The sequence below is a fragment of the Rhodococcus sp. IC4_135 genome (assembly GCF_011602025.1).
Classification (GTDB): domain Bacteria; phylum Actinomycetota; class Actinomycetes; order Mycobacteriales; family Mycobacteriaceae; genus Rhodococcus_F; species Rhodococcus_F baikonurensis.
Map to the genome: position 1 here is coordinate 124,251 of NZ_JAAOLG010000004.1, position 23,779 is coordinate 148,029.

Below are 23,779 nucleotides of genomic sequence, written 5' to 3' on the forward strand. Positions count from 1 at the left end.
ACTATGTGGTTTGATTCGCAGACTGGTATTTCGAGTGGGAGGCGAACATGAGCGGGCCTTACGGACCGAACGATCCGAATCGGCAATGGGGTCCTGGTGATCAGCAGCAGCCGAACGAGCAGCAGTGGGGGCAGAATCCTCAGCAGCCGGGCGGTCAACAGCAGCCTGGTCAGCAACAGCCGTGGGGTCAGCCTGGTCAGACACCGCAGCCCGGTCAACAACCCGGCCAGCAACAGCCGTGGGGACAGCCTGCATACGGGCAGCCCGGGCAACCGGGTGGTCAGCCTGCGTACGGTCAGCCGCAGCAGCCTGGACAAGGACAACCCGGCCAGCCACAGCCGTGGGGACAGCCCCAGCAGCAGCCTCCCGGTCAGCCGTGGGGACAGCCCGGGCAACAGCAGGCACCTGACGCAACCCAGGCGTGGGGTCAGCCTCCTGCCGCCGCACCGCAGCAGGCGTGGGGCGCCGCGACTCCCGGCCAAACTCCGGGGCAGCAGAACCAGTGGAACCAGGCTCAGCCGTTCCCGAGTCCCGGTGCGCCCGGAAACCAGTCGGGTAAGTCGAAGAAGCCCCTGATCTTCGGTGCGATCGGTGTTCTCGTCGTTCTGGCGGCTGTCGTGGTAGCTCTGGTGTTCGGTGTCTTCGGCAAGAACACGCTCGATCAAAGCGCGGCTCAGGCCGGCGTCGAGAAGATCGTCACCGAGTCCTACGGGGCAAAGAACGTGAGCAACGTTCAGTGCCCCGCGGATCAGGAAGTCAAGTCAGGCAACAAGTTCACCTGCACGCTCTCGATCGCGGGCGTGAAGTCGAACGTGACCGTGACGTTTGTCGACGACAACGGCACATACGAGGTAAGCCGCCCGAGCTGACGCTCTACTGATCGGAACGGCTTGCCGCCGCAGCCTTCAGCGCGGCGGCAAGCCGGCCGGCCGAGCGTTCGATGTTCAGCGAGGCCGCCACTTCCTCGAATCGTGCGGGATCGACGGGGGTCGCCGGGAGTCGGTCGTCCTTCGAGAACTGCACGTCCGCGTCGCGAACCACCCGAACGACGGGTAACGCAGCGTCGAGGTAAGCCATTGCTTCCGGTGAAGTGAGTTTTGCGCGAATTCCCTTGGCCATGTCGGATTCCGGATCAGCCGCGGCCGCCCGAAGTCCGGCCAACGAGCCGTAGCGGAGCATCAGCGTCGACGCAGTCTTCTCACCGACACCTTTGATGCCGGGTAGACCGTCGGAGGCGTCTCCTCGCAGTACCGCGAGTTCGGCGTAGGCCTCACCCGCACGGTCTCCGGGCACTCCGTACTTCTCGGCAACCTCGACCGGTCCGAACAGTTCTGCCTTGGACAGGCCACGGCCCACGTAGAGGACACGAACGGGCACGTACTCGTCGGTGACGACCTGCAGTAGGTCGCGGTCACCACTGACGACGACGGTGAGATCTTCGCGCTCGGTGGCGGCAAGCGTGCCCAGCACGTCGTCGGCTTCGAGTCCGACAGCACCCGCCGTCGCGATTCCCGCTGCTGCGAGTACGTCCATGATCATGTCGACTTGAGGTGTCAACGTGTCCGGAACTTCTTCGGAGGAACCGTCAGATCCTTCTTCGACGCGATGCGCTTTGTACGTCGGGACGGCGTCGACGCGGAACTGCGGTCGCCAATCCAAGTCGAGGCATACGGCGAGACGACTCGGCTGGTGTTTGGTGATCAGGGACGCCACCATGTCGGTGAAACCGCGCACCGCGTTGACAGGTCTTCCGTCGGGGTCGACGAATGACTCGGGCAGCGCGTAGAACGCACGAAACCACAGGCTGGCACCGTCGAGGAGAAGCAATGGCCCACTCATGGTCACCATCCTGCCAGTCGGCACTAACCTGTAAGCCATGACGTCTCCAGCCGAACAGGATTCCCGATTCTCCAGCGCCGTGTACGGCGCACGTATCGCTCGCGCCGCCGAGTTGGCTCGATCAGCAGGACTCGACGGTCTGGTGGTGACTCCCGGTCCGGATCTGCGGTACCTGACGGGTTCTCGGGCTGATTCGTTCGAGCGCTTGACCGCGTTGGTCATCGCTGCGGAGACCGCGAAGGCCTCCGTCGTACTTCCTCGGTTGGAGTTGGCGTCGTTGAAGGAATCGGCAGTGGGCGACCTCGGGTTGACCGTCCTCGACTGGGTCGACGGTGTTGATCCGTATGCCATTGTGGCGGCTCAACTCCCGGCCGGCGCCAAGGTTGCAGTGACGGACGCGATGCCCGCGCTGCATTTGATCCCCCTTGCAGACACGTTGGGTGCGTTGCCGATCCTCGCCACCGGCGTCTTGCGCGAATTGCGGATGGTCAAGGACGACGCCGAGATCGAGGCGCTGCGACGGGCCGGTGCGGCGATCGACCGTGTTCACGCCCGCATGGCCGAGTTCTTGATCGTCGGTCGTACGGAAGCCGAAGTGGGCGAAGCGATTTCGGCGGCGATTCTCGAAGAAGGGCACACCGAGGCTGCGTTTGTGATCGTCGGATCGGGCCCACACGGAGCCGACCCGCACCACGAGGTCTCGGACCGGGTGATCGAGAGCGGCGATGTCGTGGTGATCGACATCGGCGGACCGGTCGAGCCCGGATACAACTCGGACTCCACCCGCACGTACAGCATGGGACAGCCGTCGGCGGAGGTTGCAGCACAGTTCGCGGTACTCGAGGCGGCGCAACAGGCTGCTGTCGATTCGGTGCGGCCAGGTGTATCCGCAGAATCGGTGGACGTTGCCGCCCGTGAAGTTCTTGCCGCACAGGGGCTTGCGGAGGTGTTCGTTCACCGCACCGGCCACGGTATCGGGCTGTCCGTGCACGAGGAGCCGTACATCGTCGAGGGCAACACCATCGAACTCGTCGAAGGTATGGCCTTCAGTATCGAACCGGGAATCTACTTCCGCGGAAATTGGGGCGCCCGTATCGAGGACATCGTCGTCGTGACCGCGGACGGTTGCGAGTCGTTCAACAACCGACCGCACGGCCTGACTGTCCTCGACTGATCAGCTTTCCTTGAACGCCGCGGACCCAAGTATGCGTGTGACGTCGATTTCGATGACCACGCGCGCGGGGTTGACCCGTGGCTGGCGGTACCGCTCGGCATAGCGCCGGACGGCGTCGGCCACGGAGTCCGCGTCGGCGAGCACGCGTGCCGGCCCCTCGAGCGTGAGCCAGCGGCCGCCGTCGACCGAACTGACTGCGGCGTATCCACCGCGCGCTGCGTTGATCGCCTTCTGCGAACCACCGCTGGTGATCACGCGCGCCTTTCCGGCTTCCTGGTCCCAGGTGAATCCGACGGCCACGACGTGTGGGGTGCCGTTCGGACGCAACGTCGTGAGTGTCGCGAGGTGGTACTCACCGACGAACTTCAGCCCGTCTTCGGTGAGAGTCTGCTGTGACGATGGTGTGGTGGAGGGGGTGAGCGTCATGCCACGACGGTAATCCAGGACACTGGAGCGGTGACTGCGGGTGCGAACGTGAATGACGTCGAGACGGTACTGCTCCTCGGCGGACGAAGTGAGATCGGCCTCGAGATCGCGGTCAGGCTCGCGCCGGGCCGCAACATCGTTCTGGCTGCCAGGCGCAGCGGCGAGCTGTCGGAGCAGGAGCAGATGCTCAGGAACGCCGGAGCGGTCGGCGTCTCCACCGTCGAGTTCGATGCCGACGCCGTGGACACGCACGGAGACCTCCTCGACGCCGTGGTCGCCAAGCACGGTCGGATTTCGGTTGCAGTGCTGGCCTTCGGAATTCTCGGCGATCAGGCGCGTGCCGAAACCGACGCGGCGCATGCGGTCGCGGTGGTGCACACCGACTACGTGGCTCAGATCAGTATCCTCACGCACCTCACGGAGATCATGCGCCGACAGGGAACCGGCAAGATCGTGGTGTTCTCGTCAGTCGCCGGCGTTCGGGTTCGCCGCGCCAACTACGTCTACGGAAGCGCAAAGGCCGGCTTGGACGGATTTGCCAGCGGTCTGGGCGACGCACTGCATGGTTCGGGCGTCCAATTGATGCTGGTACGGCCGGGATTCGTCGTCGGCACGATGACGGAAGGGATGTCGCCCGCCCCGATGTCGAGCACCCCGTCGCAGGTCGCCGACGCCGTCGTACGGGGACTGAACTCCGGGGCGACGCGTGTGTGGGTACCGCGAATCCTGCAGCCGGTGTTCTTCGTCATGCGGCTTCTGCCTCAGACGATCTGGCGCCGGATGCCGCGATGACCGCACACCCGGTGGTGATCGTCGGCATCGGTGCCGACGGCTGGGACGGGCTGTCCGAAAGTGCAAAGGGCGCAATCCTCGGCGCGGAGGTCCTGATGGGGTCGTCGCGACAGTTGGACTTGGTCCCGGCGACACACCTCGGGGCGCGACGTGCGCCCACCCGGCTGACCTGGCCGTCTCCGATGATCCCGGCATTGCCGTCGATGTTCGCCGAGAGCGCCGATCGGCGAGTATGTGTACTCGCGAGCGGTGACCCGATGTTCCACGGCCTCGGCGTCACGTTGGTTCGGCTGCTCGGCGTGGACAACGTGCGAGTGATCTCCCACCCGTCGTCGGTGGCATTGGCGAGCGCGCGAATGGGATGGGCGTCGGCCGACATCGAAGTCGTGAGCCTGGTGAACCGAGACTCGGCGACCGTGTTGGCGGCAGTGGCCGACGGTGCGCGCCTGCTGGTTTTGAGCAACGGCCGCGCGACACCGGGGGAGGTGGCTCGTCTCTTGTCCGGCGCGGGATTCGGTCGATCGATCCTGACTGTGCTGGCCCAGCTGGGTGGGGCCGAGGAATCGCGGACCGTCACGGTTGCGGACGAGTGGGATCACGCGGACGAGGACGTGGACGCGTTGAACGTTCTGGCCGTCGAGTGCATCGCGGCCGATGATCCGTTGAGGCTGACTCGAATCCCGGGACTACCCGATGCAGCGTTTGTCGGAGACGGTCAGATGACCAAACAGGAGATTCGTGCGCTGACGTTGTGCGCACTCGCGCCGGCGCCGGGAGAACACCTCTGGGACGTCGGCGGCGGGTCGGGAACTGTGGCCATCGAGTGGATGAGAACCCACCCGCGTTGCACCGCAACAGCATTCGAAAAGGTTGCGAGCCGTGTTTCACAGATCGGCACCAACGCGCGCAATCTCGGCGTGCCTGCGTTGGCGGTGAAAGGAACCGCACCCGAGGCGTTCGCGAACGAGGCTCGTCGTCCTGACGCGGTGTTCGTCGGCGGCGGCGTCACGCAACCGGGAATGCTCGATGCGTGCTGGGAGCAGCTGAGCGTGGGTGGACGTCTTGTCGCCAACGCCGTGACCGCCGAATCCGAATCGTTGCTGCTCGGCTGGATGGGCCGCCATGGTGGGACGCTGCGACGCTTCCAGGTTCAGCGCGCCGAGCCACTGGGCACGTTCAATGTTTGGCGCCCGCAACTTCCGGTGGTCCAATGGTCCGTCACAAAAAGTCAGCCGTCTGCAGACGCGGGCACCGATACGCCGGAGGAATCCTCACAATGACCGTTCATTTCATCGGTGCGGGTCCCGGTGCGGCCGATCTGATCACTGTCCGCGCGCAGCGCATCATCGCCGCGAGCCCCGTGTGCCTGTACGCCGGCAGCCTTGTTCCGGCGGAATTGCTCGAGTGGTGCCCGGTCGGCGCACAGGTCGTGGATACCGCTCGCCTGAGCCTGGACGAGATCACCGCGATCCTTGTCGAAGCGCACTCGGCCGGGCTGGACGTCGCGCGCCTGCATTCCGGTGATCCGTCGATCTTCAGCGCTGTGGCCGAGCAGGCCCGCCGTCTGGACGCCGCGGGCGTCGATTTCGACATGGTTCCCGGAGTTCCTGCATTTACCGCGGCAGCAGCCGCGCTGGGGCGCGAGCTGACCGTTCCAGGTGTCTCCCAGACCATTGTTCTCACCCGTGTCTCCACCTTGTCGACGGCAATGCCGGAGGGTGAGGATCTGCGGTCCCTGGGCCGCAGCGGCGCCACGATGGTGGTTCACCTCGGCGCTCATCGCATCGAACAGATCGCATCAGAGTTGGCCGAAAATTACGGCGAAGACTGCCCCGTGGCGGTGGTCGCCTTTGCCTCCCGACCCGAGGAGATCGTTGTTCGAGGCACTTTGAACACGATCGTCGAACTTGTCCATGCAGCCGGCATCACGAAGACGGCCGTTGTGATCGTCGGCCGAGTGTTGACTGCGGAAGGATTTCCGGACAGCTACCTCTACTCGGCAGCGCGTGAGAGAAGCACACACTGACCTCGTCAGGTGTCCGTCGTCGCGTACTCCTACTCGGAGGCACGGGCGAAGGCCGAGTGATCGCGTCTCGGTTGGCAGGTTCAGCAGACCTCGAAGTTGCCACCTCACTGGCCGGCCGGGTTCGCGATCCTCGGTGGCCCGAGGGGGAAGTGCGCATCGGCGGGTTCGGGGGAGCGGAAGGGCTCTCGGAGTGGTTGTCGGACAACGACATTCGTGCAGTGCTCGACGCCACGCATCCGTTCGCCGCTCGCATCACCAAGAATGCATTCGAGGCGTGCGTCGCGAATTCCGTGCCGTATGCCATGTACCGACGCCCGCCGTGGCGTGAGCAACCCGGCGACACCTGGCTTCCGGTACGCGATCTCGATCACGCCGCAGACTTGGTGCCGAGGGTCGGCTCCCACGCATTCTTGACGATCGGGAGGCAAGGAGTTGCGACGTTCGACCGTGTGAAGGACGTCTCGTTTCTCGTGCGCTCGATCGATCCGCCGTCCGGGACGTTGCCGCCTCACTCGCAATTGCTACTCGCACGTGGCCCATTCGACGTCGAAGCAGAAGTCGATCTGATGCGGGCTCACGGCATCGACGTCGTGATCACCAAGAACAGTGGCGGCGAACAGACGTACGCAAAGATCGCTGCGGCCAGGCAGCTGTCGATCCCGGCGATCGTCGTCGAGCGACCACCGGCCCCCGAGGCGGTCGAGGCATTCGACACCGAAGCCGGGGCCGTGGACTGGCTCACGGCTTTCGGTCGTGGAACGGCGCCGTGAGGCCGACAGGGCGTTCGCTTCAGGTTCGTCTAAGGTTCCGTGACCATACTGGAGGGATGTTGGGATCTTTCGACGCCGCACTGCGGGACCGCGCATGAGAGTGTCGGTTCCCGGAATGAGCCGTCGAAAACCAACGGGAATTCACGTTCGGACGCTCCATGCACGCGTGAAGTTGCTGACCGCAGGCCTGGTGGCTATCGCAGTGATCGTGTCGGCGTCGGCGGTGTACATCGTGTTCAACGCCTATTTGCAAGGCAACGTCGATCGGCAACTCGAGCGCACGAGTGACGCGATCACCGACACCGTCAATTTCGGCGGTGTCACACCGGTTCTGGGATTGACGGCCGGCGCGGATACCGCGGTCATCCAGGCGGTGGGGCTTCTCACTGCCGACGGCGCCTTGGTGACGGCGACCCCCGGTCTGCCGCCGTTCAGCACCAGTGCAGACGCCATCAGGTCGATCGCAGACGGCAATTCGTCGCAGACGATCGCAACCGTCGATGCGTATCGAATTCTTGTCGAACCCTCGGTTGCGGGCCAAACTTTGGTTGTCGCCCAGTCCCTGGGGCCGACGCGTTCGGTCCTCAAGCGACTCGCAGTGGTGTTGGCGGCTCTCGGGGCGGCCGGTATCGCCCTTGCCTACGCGGCCGGAGATGCTGTGGCACGCACAGGATTACGGCCGATTTCGCGACTCACTGCGGCGACGCGGCGAGTTGCCGAAACGGATGATCTCGCGCCGATCCCTGTGACCGGTGACGACGAGTTGGCGTCGTTGACAGTCAGTTTCAATCGGATGCTCGGGACGTTGTCGGAATCGCGAGCGCGCCAGCGAAGTCTCATCACCGAAGCGGGCCAGGACCTTCTGGCTCCGCTCACTGCACTGCGCACCAATATCGAGTTGTTGATGTCCTTCGATACCAAGTCCGGGGCGATTTCCGAGGCAGATGCCGCGCAGTTGCGTGAGGAAATCACGGACCAGATGATGGAATTGACGCTCCTCGTCGGAGAGTTGGTAGATCGTGCGCGGGTTGACGAAAGCACGTTGGGGAGAGGAGATTCCCTCTAAATCGGACGTCTGACCAGCGACTTTGTTGCGTTCGTAATTGAAGCAATGGAAGGAGCGCTGGTAATGTGGGGCAATTGTGAAGTTTTTGGGTATAGCTGGAGTGTGGCGCGAACCGTGGGGTTTGCAGGGCGGGGGCCTTGGGAGGACGAGAGGGATTCAGTGGTCAAGCAAGCACGCGCCGAGCTGACTCGGCAGCAAATCGTTGCCGGCGCGGCCGCGCAGTTCGAGAAGACTGGTTACGGCAGCACCAGCATGGCCGACATAGTCTCGGGGGCCGGTACTACCAAGGGCGCGTTGTACTTCCACTTCGCGTCGAAGGACGAGCTCGCCCAATTCATCATTGCCGAACAGCATCGGCTCTCGATCGAATCGGTGCAGGCGATTTCCGCGACCGGTAAGGACCCGTTGGAACAGATGATCATGCTCACGCACGAAATGGCACGCCAGATTGTCGACGAGCCGATCGTTCGCGCGGGCATTCGCCTCACGTTGGAATTGAGCACGTACGAGGGGCCGGTGGAACCGTACGCCGAATGGATCTCGGCAATCACCGATCTCACCGCCAGAGCTCAGGCGAAAGGTGAAATCCGAAAATCGGTCAGCGCAGAATCGTTCGGCAGGTTCATGCCCTCGGCATTCACCGGGGTACAGCTGGTTTCGAACGTTCTCACCCGACGCTCGGATCTTCCGGATCGTGTCGACGAGATGTGGCAGATCCTGCTTCCAGGAATCGTCAGCGACGAACTTTCCGGTGACATCGAACGGCTCGTCAAGTCGCGGTGGACTCCGGCGGCGGCGTAACCTGCGGGACATGGCCGTCACGCGGATAGTTTCGGATCTGTCGAGTAGTTCGCTCGAGGCCGCGCAGCGCTTCTACACCGAAGTGCTGGGCCTCGAAGTTGTCATGGATCACGGGTGGATCGTGACGTTGGCTTCGCCGACGGATCCGGCCTTGCAGATCAGCGTCATGACGCACGACGCTCATGCGCCCGTGGTTCCTGACGTCTCCGTCGAGGTGGACGATCTCGACGCAGCGTACGAGGCCGCGGTGCAGCGCGGCGACACCATCGTTTATCCCGTCACGGAGGAGCCGTGGGGTGTGCGCAGGTTCTTCGCTGCCGACCCCGACGGTCACGTGATCAACATCCTCAGCCACCGACGCGAGCCGTGATGGCGTCCGGCCCGGGCGGGCTGACGTACCTCGAGGTGGGCGCAACGTCCGGCGTTCTCCCCGCCGGCTATCACCACGTTCACGAGAGCGCGACTGTCGGATCCGGACGTGAGGATTTCGAGGTTGCCGCTCGTACCGTCCTGAATTGGGGAATGCACCGCGGAGCCGGTCTGACCGTCCGTACGGCGGCCCCGACCGCGGTGGCGGGCCACGATGCGACCTTCGGACTCGGTCCGGTGACTATCCCAGTTCGGATCGTCTACGTCGTCGACGAACCGAATCGCCAGGGCTTCGCATACGGAACCCGCGCCGGCCACCCCGAATGTGGGGAGGAGCTGTTTGTCGTCCAGTTCGACGAGACCAGCAAAGCAGTTCGCATCGAGATCATCGCGTTCTCCCAGCCGGGAACGTGGTGGGTGCGTCTCGGCGCTCCGATCGGACGTCGAGTGCAAGCGTTTGTCACGCGCCGCTACATCCGCGCCGTCCGCGAGAGCGTCGACCGATCGCGGGTATGACCACCATCGGGCGCGCTGGAAAATGATTGGACGTGCTTGGGTTCGGGTTGATAGCTTGTGCGAGACCGTGACAACACGCCAGGAGGTGAGACCCATGAACGCAGTAACCATGTGGGTGCTCCCACTCGTGTTCACGGATCGGCGATTGACGTAGGTGTCGCCGGGAGCGCCTCGACTAGGCATTCCCGAAAGGTAACACCATGCAATCTCATTCTCAGACCATCGAATTCACTTCCGAGACAACGTCGAACGGTGTCGTCGAACGGCATTTCGTTGTAGACGACATCACCGGTGTCCTCTGGTCACCCGCATCCGGATCCGTCGGATCACCACTTCTGCTGTCCGGGCACTCCGGCGGCATGCACAAGAAGGCACCAGGTCTTGTTGCCAGTGCGCTCCACAGCGTGAGCTCCCACGGGTTCACGGTCGCCGCAATCGATGCGCCCGGACATGGCGACCGGCCGCGGAACGCCCAGGACGAACAGTGGGTCGAGGCGATCTATCAGGCCCGGGCGGCCCGCGAGCCGATCGCCCCGATCGTCGTCGAGTACAACCGGTCGCTGGCGGAGCGTGCAGTGCCGGAGTGGCAGGCGACCCTCGACGCCCTGCAAGCGCTGCCGGAGGTCGACGCCGACGCTCCGATCGGCTTCGGCGGCGTGTCGCTAGGAGTCGTGACCGGGCTGATGTTGGCCCCGGTCGAGTCCAGGATCGCTGCCGTGAGCTTCGGGGGAGTCTTTGTGGACGACTCCCTCGTCGAGGCGGCACGAAAGCTCGCCGTCCCGGTCGAGTACCGGATCCCTTGGGACGACAAGGATTACGACCGCACGGCAGGAGTGGCGTTGTTCGATGCCTTCGGCTCGAAGGAGAAGACGCTGCACGCTTATTCAGGCAGGCACTATCCAGTGCCCGACTACGAGCGCGACAGTTCGGCTCGGTTCTTCGCTCGCCACCTCGGCGGGAGCGGTGGCGCTCCTGTGAGCTGACGTGAAACACGTATCGGCGTCCGGCGCCGCCGGGCGCCGATACGAAGTCGACCAATATGGCGTGCCCGCCCGGACTCCGCGACGCGCTCACAACGGGGAGGACACAGGCCCAGGCGGTGAGCAGATCGTCGAACACGTCGACACCCTACTTACGGGAGTTTTTCGCTAATGTCACCCGGGCCGGTTCCCGCGTCCAACATAGCCCGTTTGTGGTCAGCGTTGATGATCTGTTGCGTCAGTGAGTAATTCGGCGACCAGATCGAAGTCGTCGGCGGCGATATCTCGGTCGCCCGCTGCTCGGATCCGCTGGAGAGACTGCTCTCGTCTCTCCTTGAACCACAGATTGACGTGAAGGGCGATGTCGCGGGCAACGGCAACATCGACGGAGCTGATTTGCGCCATCGCCACGGGGCGGGTGGCTGCGTCGAGCGCGAGGTGCACGATGTCGAGAAGGTCAGTGCCTTGTTTGTCTCCGGAACGATTCATCACCGCCTGAAGTTTCATCGCGATAAGTGGGCCCGGCTCGGCAACTGGGGTTGTGGCCTCGACAAGATTGCCGTGGGCCCGGATCACCGTGATGGTCATGTCGCTGGCGGTGTCGTTGGCCCACGCGTGCGCTGAAGCGTGGAGACGATCGCCAGGATCGTCGCTGGGGTGGTCGATCTCGATCTGACGGACTTCGAGCACGTCGACCTTCACTGATCCGTACGGCGTGGGGAGTAAGACGGCTGCCGGCTCGACAGGCTCAGCGCCGTTGGCAGAACGCAGGACTTCGAGTTGGGGGATATCGCCGAGAAGTCGATCCACAAGATCGAGGTCGACCGTGGCTCGGTGGGGATTCGACAACCGCGACAATACGGCGAGTCCGCCTACGATGACAGGCGGCCCCCCGAGCAGTGACCGGACCTCGATAACACCCTGAACTACGGCGGCCATCGCATCACCGGCAAAGGTGACTCGGCTACCAGACACGGGTCCACCGGACGTCGGGTGTCCATGCGTCCAAGATCTCCCGGCCGCGTCCGGCGTCTTGGGCGAGATCGAGTGCGACGAACAACGGATGTGTGAGTGGCCATTCGAGCGCGTTGGAGTCGAAATTGACGCGGTGATTCACGGCTGCGGGTACAGGCGCGACCCGCAACGTGGCCTTCGCCTGCATCGCAGAGGCTGAAGTTCCCAGCAGGGTAGTAGCGCGCCGGAGGGTCGACGGGTCGGGGACAAAGAAGTCGAGGGTTTGGTCTGAGCGGAATGCCAAGGGCGCACCGTACATAGCGGCCGCCGCAGAGTCGGTCAAAGCCCAACCCGGTTCCTTCTCGATTGTGTCGAGATTGAGCCGCAGTGGTCGCATCAAAGTTGCATCGCCCCGAGACGGGAGCGCAGCTAAGTGAACGCGGGGTTTCGGCCAGCGCTCGGCGACCTGCCAGAACAGGTCGGTGCTCGTCGGCATATTCCTCGCATCGACGAAACCGTCGCGGCGGAGGGCAGCCAGTATCTCCGAGACCGTGCTGGGGGAACGACCCAACTCCCTCGCGAGCTCACGCACCGCGAAAGTTCGCTCGGGATGCATGAGCACTGAAACTGCGACCTCGAGGCCGGCCTTGCCGCCGAGTGCTTCCGACCGTTCAAGGCGTTTCTGGAGCGTCTTTACTTCGGCGTCTATGACCATGCTGCCTGTACGTATGGCAAGTCGTCCGCGGAGATCGAGGTAGCCGCAGCGTCGCTGGACGAGGATCGCGCGCGCGGTTTCGGTGAGGCGGTCCGAGACGACAAACAATGTCGTGTCCGTGGACTGGTTTTCGGTGAGTAGTCGTTCGGCAACCTGGTCGGTGACCAGAGAGCGGTACTTCATCTGGATTGGGACGGCAAGACCGTCTGGGTCCAGCACAAGGTCGATGCCGGTGCCGGGTTCGCGGATTGGTGGTTGGGCGTCGATGCCCAATTCTGCGAAGGCGTCGATCACGAAATCCTCAATGGCGGAAGCCTGGTTGTTCACGTGTGTATCGTTTCAGCATGTTCGGCGTTCGGTCAATACCGAACACCGAACATGGTTGATGCAGCTCTTCGCGCATTCACATCATGTCGGTACCCGAGCGGGCCGATATCGCACGGCGACTGCGCCCGACTGGAACTCGTGGCGATCGACGAGCTCGAGTTGGATGCGCTCGCGCAGGCCGGCGAGCAACGTCGGTCCGTGGCCGGCGAGGACCGGTTGCACAAGGAACTCGTACTCGTCGATCAGTCCCAGGTCTGCCAATGCCAGGGGGAGTGTCACGCCGCCAACCCACAGGCCTTCGCCGGGCTGCTCCTTGAGTCGCTGAACTGCTGGCCCCAAGTCGCCCGGCACCAGCTCGGCATTCCAATCGACCCCGCTCAGCGTGCTCGACACGACGTACTTCTTGGCCTCGTCGATGGTCTCGGCGAACGGGATCTCCCACTCGTCCATCCAGTCAGGCCACGCGCCGGTTGCGGGACGCCGCCACGCCGACTCCATCATCTCGTAGGTCACCCGGCCGAACAGCAAAGCATCGGCTCGTTCCATCTGAGCGGTCCAGTAGCGCATCGAATCCTCGTCGGGTGGTAGCCCCGCCTCGTGATGACAGCAGCCGTCGAGGGTGACGTTGATCGAGTATCGAAGTAGTCTCATCTCGTTGTTCTCCCCTGATACGAGCAGAGTGACAGCACCGGACCGTACTCAGACTACTGCCGGGCCGTCGGTGTAGATCAGGTTCGGGACCTGGAGTCACGCGGGGGTCGTCCGAACAACAACCAGACGAGCGCACCGAGTACAGGCACCGCGATCACCAGTGCCGACCACCAGAACTTGCCGCCCGAGCGATCGAAGTCGGTGCGCATGATCGCCACGAGCGCGCTAATCGTGATGAAGATCCAGGCAAGAACGAAGACGGTGAAAGTGATGTCCATCCAAAGCGGAATGGTGGGGTTGTGGGTCGATTCGTTCACGCCTCGAGACCACTTTCCACGACTGTTCCTTGATGAAACAGCACACTCCATCGATTCTCCGTGAACCGCCAGAGAGATGATCGCTCGGTAACCCGATGCGCCTGGGCCAGCCGATACGTCACCAAGTAAGAGTCAGGCGCGATCCTGTTCAGCGTGGGTCCGATTTCGCGGAACCCCGGGTCGACGACCGCATCGAACTCGTCTCGCGACAGCGCTACTCGAGTTCGGTGAAACAGAGGTTCGAACTCCATCAACTCGTCGAGTATCGGGCGTAACTCGTCCGAGGTCGTCACGACTGCTCCGAGAACTGAGCCCTCATCTCGATGCCGATCTCCGCGTGGCGCAGGAGGAAGGCCTTCTCGTCATACCCCTTGCGCCGCAACCAGAGAGTGACCTCGCTGTTGCATTTGCTTGCATTGCACGAGCGGCACGCCGGTGCGATGTTGTCGAGCGTGTAGCGCCCACCGCGGGAGATCGCCAGCACACAGTCACGTTGCGGCGACTCGTCCGGCTCGCCGCAGTACGCGCAGCCACCCCAGGCCGCTTTGAGCGCGGACCATTGCTCGACGGACAGGTCGTGCTCCACCAGATCCATTCGGCGTTTGCGTTTGCGCGCGTATCTGGCTTTCCGGGTCCGGTTGACGGGCATGACGCCATGCTATCGCCGAGTGGTGGTCACTCCGGGTAGCGCCGCGGGGTGAACACCTGACGGCCCGAACCGGTTTCGACGACGGTTGTCATCGAGGAGCCGACGATCAGCAGAGTCCGCATGTCGATCTCGGAAGGCTCGAGCTCACCGAGGGTCACGACGCGAACGGATTCCTCGGCGCCGGCAACATCGCGCCCGATGACAACAGGAGTCTCGGGGGAGCGGTGCTCGAGCACGAGGTCCTTCATGGCCTGGACCTGCCACGTCCGGGACTTGGACGCCGGGTTGTAGACCGCAAACGCCATGTCCGCGGCTGCAACTGCCGAGATACGGCGAGCGACGACATCCCACGGCTTGAGGCGATCGGAGAGGGAGAGCACCGCATAGTCGTGCCCGAGGGGAGCGCCGACGCGACTGGCGACAGCGTTTGCCGCCGTCATACCGGGAAGGATGCGGACCGGGACGCCGCGCCACTGGTCTTCGGCGGCAACTTCGAGAACTGCTGCAGCCATGGCGAATACGCCGGGATCTCCCGACGAGACGACAGCTACACGGGCGCCGTTCTTCGCCAGGTCCAACGCCATCGCGGCGCGTTCGGCTTCGACGCGGTTGTCGCTGGAATGGCGCCGCTGGCCCGGACGCGTCGGCACGCGATCGACGTACGGGCCGTAGCCGACGAGGTCGGTGGCCAACGAAAGCTCATACGCCACTTCGGGTGTGGTCCAGGCGGTGTCGCCCGGCCCGAGTCCGACCACGACCACCTCGCCGCGCGACTCGGCTGCGGGTCGAGGGTTGTTCGACGGGCTCGGAACGATGGCGATCGAGAAGTACGGAACTCCGTCCGGGTCGACCTCGGCAGCGGATTCGACGCGTTGACGTGTGGTGCTCGCGCGTTCGACGTAGTGCGCTTCGCCCAGGCGGCCGGAATCCTCGAGCGATTGCAGGACAGGCGGGAACGTACGTCCGAGCTTGAGAATGGCTGCGGCGTCGGTTTCCTTGAGCCGCCTGGTCAGCTCGGCCTGCGGCAATGTTCCGGGCAGGATCGTGAGGATTTCTTCACCCTCGACCAGCGGTTTTCCGAGGGCAGCAGAGGCCGCGCTGACGGAGGTGACGCCGGGAATCACTTCGGCGTCGAAGCGATCGGCCAGCCTCTTGTGCATGTGCATGTAGGAGCTGTAGAAGAGCGGATCGCCGGCGGCGAGCAACGCGACGGTTCGACCGGCCGCGAGGTGAACTGCCAGCCGTTCGGCAGCTGCTTCGTAGAATTCGTCCATCGCGCCCTGGTATCCGCCGGGATGATCGACGGTCTCGGTGGTGACGGGGTAGACGAGGTGTTCTTCGATCTGGCCGTCGCGCATGTACGGCGCTGCAACTGCTCGGGAGATGCTCTTGCCGTGCCGCGCGGAGTGGAATGCGATCACATCGGCCTCGCCGATGACGCGGGCGGCCTTGACGGTCACCAATTCGGGATCGCCGGGGCCGATACCGACACCCCAGAGCTTGCCTGCGCTCATTCGACTTCGCTCGCAATCGCGTTGACGACGGCCGCAGTGATCGCGCTGCCACCGCGTCGGCCGCGGAGCACGAGATGATCGATCCCGCTGGCGTGTTCGATGAGGGCTTCCTTCGACTCGGCAGCGCCGATGAAGCCGACCGGGCCTCCGACGATGGCGGCCGGACGGGGCGCGCCGGCTTCGATGAGGTTCAGGAGATGGAACAGTGCGGTGGGTGCGTTTCCGATTGCGACAACAGCGCCCTCGAGCTTGGCTCCCCACAGTTCGAGAGCAGCCGCCGAGCGAGTGTTGTCGATGGTCGACGCCAGCACGGGAACCCGCGGATCGCCGAGGGTGCAGATGACGTCGTTACCGGCGGGCAGACGCTTGCGCGTGATCCCGGCAGCCACCATCTGGGCGTCGCAGAAAATCGGCGCGCCGTCGCGCAGAGCGGCACGCGCAGCCGAGACGACACCGGGAGTGAAGGCGACGTCGTCGACGAGATCGACCTGGCCACTTGCATGAATCATGCGCACTACAGCTTGCGAGACATCCGCCGGGAAACGGCTCAGGTCGGCTTCGGCCCGAATGGTGGCAAAGGACTGGCGATAGATTTCCGCGCCGTCACGGATGTACTCGATCATGTGCCACACGATAGAGGCATCACCGATCGGCCGGATTCACCCGGTAACCGTCACCCGTCGCAATCACATCCGCTACGTCCCCGCGGGGACGTCCGCAGCTGCGGTCGCACCCGGCCCAGTGCTGGCGCCCGACGACGGGCAGTTCTGCCTGCTCTACGGCGGTGATCGCGTCGGTGCGCACGTCGGCGAGCGACTTCTCGCATCCCGGGCTTCCGGTGCAGGCGGTGACGTCGAGCCACGGTGAGTTCTCGTCGAAGATCAACCCCATCGGCGCCAACACCCGGACTACCTGCTCGGCAGCCCATTCGTCGAGGTCGAAGATATGCACCGATCGCCACGGCGTCACGACAACGGGCTTGTCGACGGCGGCGAGGAACTCGGCCAGCCGAGCGTCGAGCAGCCCGAATCGCAGGCCGCCGCCCAGGGCGACCGTTCCGTCTCGCTGCTCGAGCCAACCGATGGTGGGCCGTGCATCCGCCGTGAGATCTGCCGCACCGGTGGACTCGGCGCTCAGACCCAACTGCTCGAGGGTGCGCTCGATTCCGTCCGGAACTTCAGCCAGGCGCCAATGCTTGTCGCGGACGTCGAGGAACGATCGAGCCGCCTCGAGGAGCAATTCGACGGCGTCGTCCGCCTGTACGAGGTGAGTGGTGTGGTGACCCGCGAGCACCAGTGAATGTTCGGTGGCACTGCGCGCGTGGAGTCCGAAATCGCCCCGTAGCCCGGTGATGTCTCCGCGCCCGTCGTCAAGGGTGAACAGGGTTCGCCCGGGCAGGCCCGCCAATGCCTGATCCGCTTGGATGGCGGAATCGAGCCGGTGGACCAGTTCACGAATATCGGCGACGCCCCCGATACGGCCGGACAGTGGGGACGCGAGAATGTTGCGCACTCGCTCGTGCGTCGCGGACGGCAGCAGACCGGCCGACGCGATTCGCGCTGCGAAGGCCTCGGGGTCCGAGACCGAGCGCAGTTGGACGTTGCCCCTCGAGGTGAGTTCCATCTGGCCGTTGCCCAGATCGCGCGCTGCGTCGGCGAGCGTCTGCAATTGGGCGGGGGTGAGGAGTCCGCCGGGTAGGCGCACGCGTGCCAGTGCGCCGTCGGCGGCGTGGTGAACTTGCAGTGCACCCGGGCACGCGTCTGGCTGTGAACGGTCCGTGGGCATGGCTCCAGGGTACGACCTGTCATGAGTGCCTTCTGCGGACCGGTAGCATCACCACCACCAGTGACGGCAGTTGAGGAAACCGGTGAAAGTCCGGTGCGGTCGCGCCACTGTGAGTGTTGCTCGAGCGGGACGCGTTTCCGCTCGGAAACACGAGTCAGACCCTCAACCGCCGTCGATGACAGATCTGTGCCACGGGGCGCGAAACCCCAGGAAGGCTTCACCCGTGATTCTTCTGCTCTCCACATCCGACACCGATCTGCTGAGCGCCCGCGCCAGCCAGGAAGCCGGCGACGGAGTTTCCTACCGCTGGGCCAACCCCTCACGCTTGCTGGTCTCGGAAGACTTGCCGCCTTTGCTTGACGGCGTCGACCTCGTGATCGTTCGTATCCTCGGCAGCCGTCGCAGCTGGGAAGACGGCTTGAACATGGTCCTCGCCTCCGGACTCCCCGTAGTCGTTCTCGGCGGCGAGCACGCGCCGGACGCCGACCTCATGGAGTGCTCGACGGTCTCCGCCGGCGTCGCTGCCGAAGCCCACAATTACCTGGCCGAGGGTGGCGCGCAGAATCTGGCACAGCTGCACCACTTCCTCTCCGACACCGTTCTGCTCACCGGCCACGGTTTCGAGCCGCCGGCTCACCTGCCTTCCTGGGGAATCGCTGATTTCGCGCCCGACCTCGACTCGGCGACCGGTCCCGTCATCGCAGTTCTGTACTACCGCGCCCAGCATCTGGCCGGAAACACCCGGTACATCCAGGCGTTGTGTGACGCCGTCGCCGAGGCCGGAGGCACCGCGCTCCCGATCTACTGCGCATCTCTGCGAACCGCAGAAGCCGAACTTCTGAGCACACTCCGCCGCGCTGACGCCATGGTCGTCACAGTTCTTGCTGCCGGCGGCACCAAGCCCGCGACCGCCTCCGCCGGTGGCGACGACGAAGCCTGGGACGTCGCTGCACTCGCTGCACTCGACGTCCCGATCCTGCAGGGCCTGTGCCTGACCAGTAGCCGCTCCACCTGGGACGAGAACGACGACGGACTGTCGCCTCTCGACGTCGCGACGCAGGTCGCGGTGCCGGAGTTCGACGGTCGCATCATCACCGTCCCGTTCTCCTTCAAGGAAATCGACTCCGACGGGCTGTCCACGTACGTCCCCGACGTCGAGCGCGCTGCCCGTGTCGCCGGTATCGCGGTCCGCCATGGCAAGCTGCGCCACATTCCCACCACCGAGCGTCGCGTTGCACTCATGCTCTCGGCCTACCCGACCAAGCACGCTCGTATCGGCAACGCCGTCGGCCTCGATACTCCGGCGAGCGCAATCGACCTTCTCACTGAAATGCGTTCTGCCGGTTACGACCTCGGTCCCGTCGACGGTCCTGACGCAGTACCCGGCCTGGCGGCGAAGGACGGCGACGCGCTGATCCACGCCCTGATCGCGGCCGGTGGCCAGGATCCCGACTGGCTCACCGCCGAGCAGCTCGAGGGCAATCCGATCCGAATCTCGGCCGCAAAATATCGCGAATGGTTCGCCACGTTGCCCGAGGAACTGCGCAGTGGGGTCGAGGAACACTGGGGCGCAGCGCCCGGCGAGCTGTACGTCGACCGATCGCAGGATCCGGACGGCGAAATCGTCATCGCGGCACTGCGATTCAACAACATCGTCCTCATGGTCCAGCCGCCCCGCGGATTCGGTGAGAAGCCCGTCGCGATCTACCACGACCCGGATCTGCCGCCGAGCCATCATTACCTCGCGGCTTACCGCTGGATCGCCGCGACACCGGACAACGGCGGATTCGGCGCCGACGCCGTCGTTCACCTCGGTAAGCACGGCAACCTCGAGTGGTTGCCGGGCAAGACGCTCGGCATGTCCAGCAACTGCGGCACCGACGCAGCGCTCGGCGACCTGCCGCTGATCTACCCGTTCCTGGTCAACGACCCGGGCGAGGGAACACAGGCCAAGCGTCGTGCTCACGCGACGCTCGTCGATCACCTGATCCCGCCGATGGCCCGTGCCGAAAGCTACGGCGACATCTCCCGCCTCGAGCAACTGCTCGACGAGCACTCCAACATTTCCGCACTCGATCCGTCCAAGCTCCCGGCTATTCGCCAGCAGATCTGGACACTGATGCGTGCCGCCAAGATGGACCACGACCTCGGCCTCGCCGAGCGGCCCGAAGAAGACGTGTTCGACGACATGCTCTTGCACGTCGACGGTTGGCTGTGCGAGATCAAGGACGTTCAGATCCGCGACGGTCTGCACATTCTCGGCCGTGCCCCCCAGGGCGACGCCGAAATCGAACTGGTCCTCGCCATGCTGCGTGCCCGTCAGATGTGGGGCGGCGAACAGAGCGTCCCTGGTCTGCGTGAGGCTCTCGGGCTCAGCGAAGACGGCGACGAGTCCCGCAGCCGTGTCGACGACGTCGAGGAAAAGGCGCACGCTCTGGTTCGCGGCATGTACGAGGCCGACTGGAACCCCGCTGCCGCCGAAGACCTCAGCGACGACGAGACCGTCGTGAAGATCCTGCAGTTCGCCGCCACCGAAGTGGTTCCGCGTCTGCGGCAGACGGACAACGAGATCAAGCAGGTCCTGCACGCGCTCGACGGCGGATTCATCGCCGCCGGCCCGAGCGGGTCACCGCTGCGCGGCCTGATCAACGTTCTTCCCACCGGTCGTAACTTCTACTCCGTCGACCCCAAGGCAGTTCCTTCACGCCTGGCGTGGGAGACCGGTCAGGCGATGGCCGAGTCGCTCGCCGCTCGCTATCTCGCCGATCACGGCGAGTACCCGCGCTCGGTGGGTCTGTCGGTGTGGGGAACCGCCGCCATGCGTACCTCCGGCGACGACATCGCCGAAGTGTTCGCGCTCCTCGGTGTTCGCCCCGTCTGGGACGAGGCAAGCCGACGCGTCGTCAACCTCGAAGTCATCGCTCTCGAAGAACTCGGCCGCCCGCGCATCGACGTCACCGTCCGCATCTCCGGATTCTTCCGTGACGCATTCCCGCATGTGCTCGCACTGCTCGACGACGCCGTTCAGCTGGTCGCGGCACTGGACGAGACGGACGAGCAGAACTACGTGCGCGCCCACGCACAGGCCGACCTGGCCGAGCACGGCGACGCCAGGCGTGCGACCACCCGTATCTTCGGTTCGAAACCTGGAACCTACGGCGCCGGACTGCTGCAACTCATCGACTCCAAGACCTGGCGCGGTGACGACGACCTCGCCGAGGTCTACACCAACTGGGGCGGCTTCGCGTACGGCCGTGGGCTCGACGGAATCCCGGCAGCCGACGACATGCGCAGTGCATACCGTCGAATCAACGTGGCGGCCAAGAACACCGACACGCGTGAGCACGACATCGCCGATTCGGACGACTACTTCCAGTACCACGGCGGCATGGTTGCCACCGTGCGCGCGCTGACCGGAAAGTCGCCCGAGGCATATATCGGCGACAGCACTCGGCCGGAATCGGTTCGCACACGCACACTTTCGGAAGAGACCGCGCGTGTTTTCCGCGCGCGCGTGGTCAATCCCCGCTGGCTCGACGCCATGCGCCGTCACGGGTACAAGGGTGCCTTCGAGATGGCGGCCACCGTCGACTACCTCTTCGGGTACGACGCCACCACCAACGTGGTCGCGGACTGGATGTACGAAAAGCTCGCCGAGACCTACGTTCTGGACGAGCAGAACCAGAAGTTCATGACGCAATCCAACCCGTGGGCCTTGCACGGAATCGCCGAGCGTCTCCTCGAAGCCGCCGAGCGCAACATGTGGGAGCACCCCGAGCAGAAGACACTCGACGGCTTGCGTCAGGTGTACCTCGAAACCGAAGGCGAACTCGAGGGGGAGTAGACCTCGAGCATTACCGGCAGGCCCGGGCGCTGACGTGTTTCAGCGTCCGGACTTGATAATCTGAGCGATGTTCCGCTCCGCCAGAGCAGTGATGGTCAGTGACGGATTGACGGTGCCGGTGCTGCCCGGAATGGCGGCGCCGTCCATCACGTACAGGCCGTCGTAGCCCTTGACTCGCCCGTAGCCGTCAGTGGCCTTGCCCAGAACCGCACCGCCGAGGGGATGTGCGGTGAACGAGGAATTGACGTCCTTCGCGAACGGCAACGCCGACGGCAGCGTGGTTCCGGCGAACGCCATCTTGTTCTGGACGGCGCGCAGGGCCTCGACGGTGGCGTCGTTGCCGTTCTTCGGCCAGTTCAGCACAACCCGATCGGAGCCGCCGTCATAGGCGAAGTCGGCGCGTTGCGAGTCGAGAGTCATACCCAGGGTTCCGAGCATGCCGATGTTGACGGGTAGCCCGGGGACGTACCAGTTTTCCAGGGAGAGTGGCATTCCCGACTCGTCGACGATGCGTGATGCCGACGGTGCGGCTTGCGCAGTGCCGTCACTGAAGCCGAACGAGCGCACCATCCCGGCGTCGCCGTTCGTTCCCCAGCCCTTACCGACGTGTTCGTTGAGGTTCGGCAGCGCGCCGGTCGCCTGGGCACGTACCAGCAGCTCGGACGTGCCGATCGAGCCTGCGCCGAGGAACAGACGGTCACAGGTGAGTGTCTTCCGGGCCAGAACGGCACCCGTCGGATCCGTCGATTCGACGTCGACGACGTAGCGTCCATCACGTTCGCGACTGATCGCGAGCACCTGATGCCCGTAACAGACGGTGGCTCGTCCGGTGGCTTCGGCGGCCGGAATGTAGTTCTGCGTGAGGTCGAACTTCGCGCCGTTGGAGTTACCCATGTTGCTGTCCCCGACGGTGGCCGAGGCTCGGGTTCGGCCGTCGAGTTCTGAGCGCACCACGTCCCAGTTCCAGATCCCGTCGATGCGTTGCGGATCGAAGCCGGCACGACGAGCGTCCTGATCCCAACGACGGGAGTGGCCGAAGTTCGGGGTTTGGTAGATGTCTTCGGGCAACGGGCTCAGACGCAACATCTGGCGCACCTTGGGGTACCAGGTGGACGCCATCTCGTCGTAGTCGAGGGAATTGCCGAAGACTGCATCGAAGAATCGGCGCTCGGGCGCAATCATCACGCCGGTGAAGATGATGGAACCACCGCCGACGGCAGCGCCGCGCCAGACCGAGATGTGTTCGTAGTCGGTGGCATCGAGGACGCCGCTGAAGTAGTCGCACACCACGGGAAGCCCAGTGAGGTTGGTGAACGATGTTCGCCGGAACACTCCGCGGCCGTCGGCCAGCATGTCGGAGGTGTGAATCTCCCGCTGCGGATCGTGCGGCCAGCGAAGCCCGCGCTCGAGGATCGTGACCTGCGTGCTGCTCTGCGCCAACCGGAGAGCGGTGGCGCTGGCGCCGAAACCTGAACCGACGACTATGGCCTCGGAATGCTCCGGGGGAGTAGGCGAGGGTGCGAACAACTCGGGGACGAGTGCGCGGTAGTGATCGGCACCCATCGGTAGCTCACGCAGAGGTGCGGGGGCGGCGTGGCTGATCGAGGTCGACATGAGCGGTGTCGCGGCTGCAACGGCTGCGCCCATCCCGGCCGCTTTGAAAAAGTCACGACGCTGCATGTGTTTGTTCGACTCCCCAGTTCGACGATTTGCCTCAGAATAACTCGAGGTGGAGTTTGTGGACGAAACGGCGTCTTCAATGCCTCAGGAAACCGGATAAATCGTGCATAAGTGGCATGTTTCATCCGAGGTTGAGCGGTCGCCAGATAGTCGCGGAAGTTGGTCTGTGTTCAGCGGGAGGCACTCACACCTATCCTCGAGGAGTGAACCCCGACTTCAAGCGTGTCTCCGAGGCCAAATACGTCCTACTCACGACCTTCCGCAAGGACGGAACGCCGGTGGCGACTCCGCTCTGGGCCGCACCGGACGGCGACAAGCTCCTGATGTGGACCGTCACAGATTCCTACAAGGTCAAGCGCATCAGGCGAAACCCGTCAGTCACCGTGGCTGCGTGTGACGCTCGGGGAAATCCGAAGGGTGAACCGGTTGCCGCCGTCGCCGAGATCCTCGACGGACCGGGCACCGATCATGCTCGCGACGCGATCGCGCGTCGCTACGGAATCCTGGGCTGGATCACCGTGAAAGGCAGTCTCCTGCGCCGCGGCAAGACCGGAACGATCGGACTTGCCATCACTGCAGCCTGA

General features: G+C 64.4%; 24 protein-coding genes and 1 riboswitch. Of the genes, 13 read left to right on the forward strand and 11 right to left on the reverse strand.

Features of this window, described 5'->3' with window-relative positions; translation table 11 throughout:
* The first annotated feature begins 47 nt into the window (after window positions 1-47).
* Window positions 48-869 (forward strand): DUF4333 domain-containing protein, encoded by an 822-nt coding sequence (locus G8767_RS10815; protein ID WP_166810154.1) that lies wholly within the window; start codon window positions 48-50, stop codon window positions 867-869.
* A 4-nt stretch (window positions 870-873) separates the two neighbouring features.
* Here G8767_RS10815 and G8767_RS10820 read toward each other — a convergent pair whose 3' ends face one another.
* Window positions 874-1,839 (reverse strand): 5'-3' exonuclease, encoded by a 966-nt coding sequence (locus G8767_RS10820; protein ID WP_166810155.1) that lies wholly within the window; start codon window positions 1,837-1,839, stop codon window positions 874-876.
* Between the two features lie 37 nt (window positions 1,840-1,876).
* On the opposite strand from G8767_RS10820, the gene G8767_RS10825 reads away from it, so the two are divergent.
* Window positions 1,877-3,013, forward strand: coding sequence for a Xaa-Pro peptidase family protein (locus G8767_RS10825; RefSeq protein WP_166810156.1), 1,137 nt, complete (start codon window positions 1,877-1,879; stop codon window positions 3,011-3,013).
* On the opposite strand, the gene G8767_RS10830 is transcribed toward G8767_RS10825, so the two are convergent.
* Window positions 3,014-3,439, reverse strand: coding sequence for a PPOX class F420-dependent oxidoreductase (locus tag G8767_RS10830; RefSeq protein ID WP_166810157.1), 426 nt, complete (start codon window positions 3,437-3,439; stop codon window positions 3,014-3,016).
* 30 nt (window positions 3,440-3,469) lie between these two features.
* Between G8767_RS10830 and G8767_RS10835 the strand changes: the two genes are divergently transcribed.
* The 9 genes from G8767_RS10835 (at window position 3,470) to G8767_RS10875 (ending at window position 10,762) form a co-directional block, all read left to right on the forward strand.
* Window positions 3,470-4,231 carry an SDR family NAD(P)-dependent oxidoreductase gene (locus tag G8767_RS10835; RefSeq protein ID WP_166810158.1) on the forward strand — a complete coding sequence of 254 codons (762 nt, stop codon included), beginning with the start codon at window positions 3,470-3,472 and terminating at the stop codon, window positions 4,229-4,231.
* The gene (gene cbiE / locus G8767_RS10840) at window positions 4,228-5,511 is read left to right on the forward strand and encodes a precorrin-6y C5,15-methyltransferase (decarboxylating) subunit CbiE (protein ID WP_166810159.1); all 1,284 of its coding nucleotides are present in this window, start codon (window positions 4,228-4,230) and stop codon (window positions 5,509-5,511) included. The genes G8767_RS10835 and cbiE overlap by 4 nt, the downstream gene beginning before the upstream one ends.
* Window positions 5,508-6,257, forward strand: a complete 750-nt coding sequence (gene cobM / locus G8767_RS10845) for a precorrin-4 C(11)-methyltransferase (protein ID WP_095970100.1) — start codon at window positions 5,508-5,510, stop codon at window positions 6,255-6,257. The genes cbiE and cobM overlap by 4 nt, the downstream gene beginning before the upstream one ends.
* Window positions 6,254-7,027, forward strand: a complete 774-nt coding sequence (locus tag G8767_RS10850) for a cobalt-precorrin-6A reductase (RefSeq protein ID WP_166810250.1) — start codon at window positions 6,254-6,256, stop codon at window positions 7,025-7,027. The genes cobM and G8767_RS10850 overlap by 4 nt, the downstream gene beginning before the upstream one ends.
* A gap of 166 nt (window positions 7,028-7,193) precedes the next feature.
* Entirely contained in the window at window positions 7,194-8,093 is a 900-nt protein-coding gene (locus G8767_RS10855; protein WP_234036699.1) for a HAMP domain-containing protein, read from the forward strand.
* Between the two features lie 159 nt (window positions 8,094-8,252).
* Window positions 8,253-8,894 carry a ScbR family autoregulator-binding transcription factor gene (locus G8767_RS10860; RefSeq protein WP_095970103.1) on the forward strand — a complete coding sequence of 214 codons (642 nt, stop codon included), beginning with the start codon at window positions 8,253-8,255 and terminating at the stop codon, window positions 8,892-8,894.
* Window positions 8,895-8,904: 10 nt separating this feature from the next.
* Window positions 8,905-9,264: a VOC family protein gene (locus G8767_RS10865; RefSeq protein ID WP_095970104.1), complete on the forward strand. Its 360-nt coding sequence runs from the start codon at window positions 8,905-8,907 to the stop codon at window positions 9,262-9,264.
* A complete protein-coding gene (locus G8767_RS10870; protein ID WP_095970105.1) occupies window positions 9,264-9,779 on the forward strand; it encodes a DUF1990 domain-containing protein in 516 nt (171 codons plus the stop codon). Before G8767_RS10865 ends, G8767_RS10870 begins: the two co-directional genes overlap by 1 nt.
* A gap of 200 nt (window positions 9,780-9,979) precedes the next feature.
* A complete protein-coding gene (locus G8767_RS10875; RefSeq protein ID WP_166810160.1) occupies window positions 9,980-10,762 on the forward strand; it encodes an alpha/beta hydrolase in 783 nt (260 codons plus the stop codon).
* A 213-nt stretch (window positions 10,763-10,975) separates the two neighbouring features.
* Here G8767_RS10875 and G8767_RS10880 read toward each other — a convergent pair whose 3' ends face one another.
* The 8 genes from G8767_RS10880 to cobG form a co-directional block, all read right to left on the reverse strand.
* Window positions 10,976-11,734 carry a nucleotidyl transferase AbiEii/AbiGii toxin family protein gene (locus tag G8767_RS10880; RefSeq protein WP_346842977.1) on the reverse strand — a complete coding sequence of 253 codons (759 nt, stop codon included), beginning with the start codon at window positions 11,732-11,734 and terminating at the stop codon, window positions 10,976-10,978.
* Window positions 11,724-12,755, reverse strand: coding sequence for a helix-turn-helix domain-containing protein (locus G8767_RS10885; RefSeq protein ID WP_166810161.1), 1,032 nt, complete (start codon window positions 12,753-12,755; stop codon window positions 11,724-11,726). The genes G8767_RS10880 and G8767_RS10885 overlap by 11 nt, the downstream gene beginning before the upstream one ends.
* An 81-nt stretch (window positions 12,756-12,836) precedes the next feature.
* A complete protein-coding gene (locus G8767_RS10890; RefSeq protein ID WP_166810162.1) occupies window positions 12,837-13,406 on the reverse strand; it encodes a dihydrofolate reductase family protein in 570 nt (189 codons plus the stop codon).
* Window positions 13,407-13,483: 77 nt separating this feature from the next.
* A complete protein-coding gene (locus tag G8767_RS10895; protein ID WP_095970109.1) occupies window positions 13,484-13,723 on the reverse strand; it encodes a PLDc N-terminal domain-containing protein in 240 nt (79 codons plus the stop codon).
* 289 nt (window positions 13,724-14,012) lie between these two features.
* Window positions 14,013-14,372 carry an HNH endonuclease signature motif containing protein gene (locus tag G8767_RS10905; RefSeq protein WP_078377497.1) on the reverse strand — a complete coding sequence of 120 codons (360 nt, stop codon included), beginning with the start codon at window positions 14,370-14,372 and terminating at the stop codon, window positions 14,013-14,015.
* Window positions 14,373-14,398: 26 nt separating this feature from the next.
* Window positions 14,399-15,886 (reverse strand): precorrin-3B C(17)-methyltransferase, encoded by a 1,488-nt coding sequence (gene cobJ / locus G8767_RS10910; protein ID WP_166810164.1) that lies wholly within the window; start codon window positions 15,884-15,886, stop codon window positions 14,399-14,401.
* Entirely contained in the window at window positions 15,883-16,509 is a 627-nt protein-coding gene (locus tag G8767_RS10915; RefSeq protein WP_007729839.1) for a precorrin-8X methylmutase, read from the reverse strand. Before G8767_RS10915 ends, cobJ begins: the two co-directional genes overlap by 4 nt.
* A gap of 19 nt (window positions 16,510-16,528) precedes the next feature.
* Window positions 16,529-17,671 carry a precorrin-3B synthase gene (gene cobG, locus G8767_RS10920; protein WP_166810165.1) on the reverse strand — a complete coding sequence of 381 codons (1,143 nt, stop codon included), beginning with the start codon at window positions 17,669-17,671 and terminating at the stop codon, window positions 16,529-16,531.
* A 74-nt stretch (window positions 17,672-17,745) separates the two neighbouring features.
* A riboswitch (cobalamin riboswitch) is annotated at window positions 17,746-17,831 on the forward strand.
* Window positions 17,832-17,894: 63 nt separating this feature from the next.
* Between cobG and cobN the strand changes: the two genes are divergently transcribed.
* Window positions 17,895-21,515, forward strand: coding sequence for a cobaltochelatase subunit CobN (gene cobN, locus G8767_RS10925; protein ID WP_166810166.1), 3,621 nt, complete (start codon window positions 17,895-17,897; stop codon window positions 21,513-21,515).
* A 39-nt stretch (window positions 21,516-21,554) separates the two neighbouring features.
* Here the strand turns inward: cobN and G8767_RS10930 are convergent, their stop codons facing one another.
* The gene (locus G8767_RS10930) at window positions 21,555-23,195 is read right to left on the reverse strand and encodes a GMC oxidoreductase (RefSeq protein ID WP_166810167.1); all 1,641 of its coding nucleotides are present in this window, start codon (window positions 23,193-23,195) and stop codon (window positions 21,555-21,557) included.
* 203 nt (window positions 23,196-23,398) lie between these two features.
* On the opposite strand from G8767_RS10930, the gene G8767_RS10935 reads away from it, so the two are divergent.
* Entirely contained in the window at window positions 23,399-23,779 is a 381-nt protein-coding gene (locus G8767_RS10935) for a PPOX class F420-dependent oxidoreductase (protein WP_166810168.1), read from the forward strand.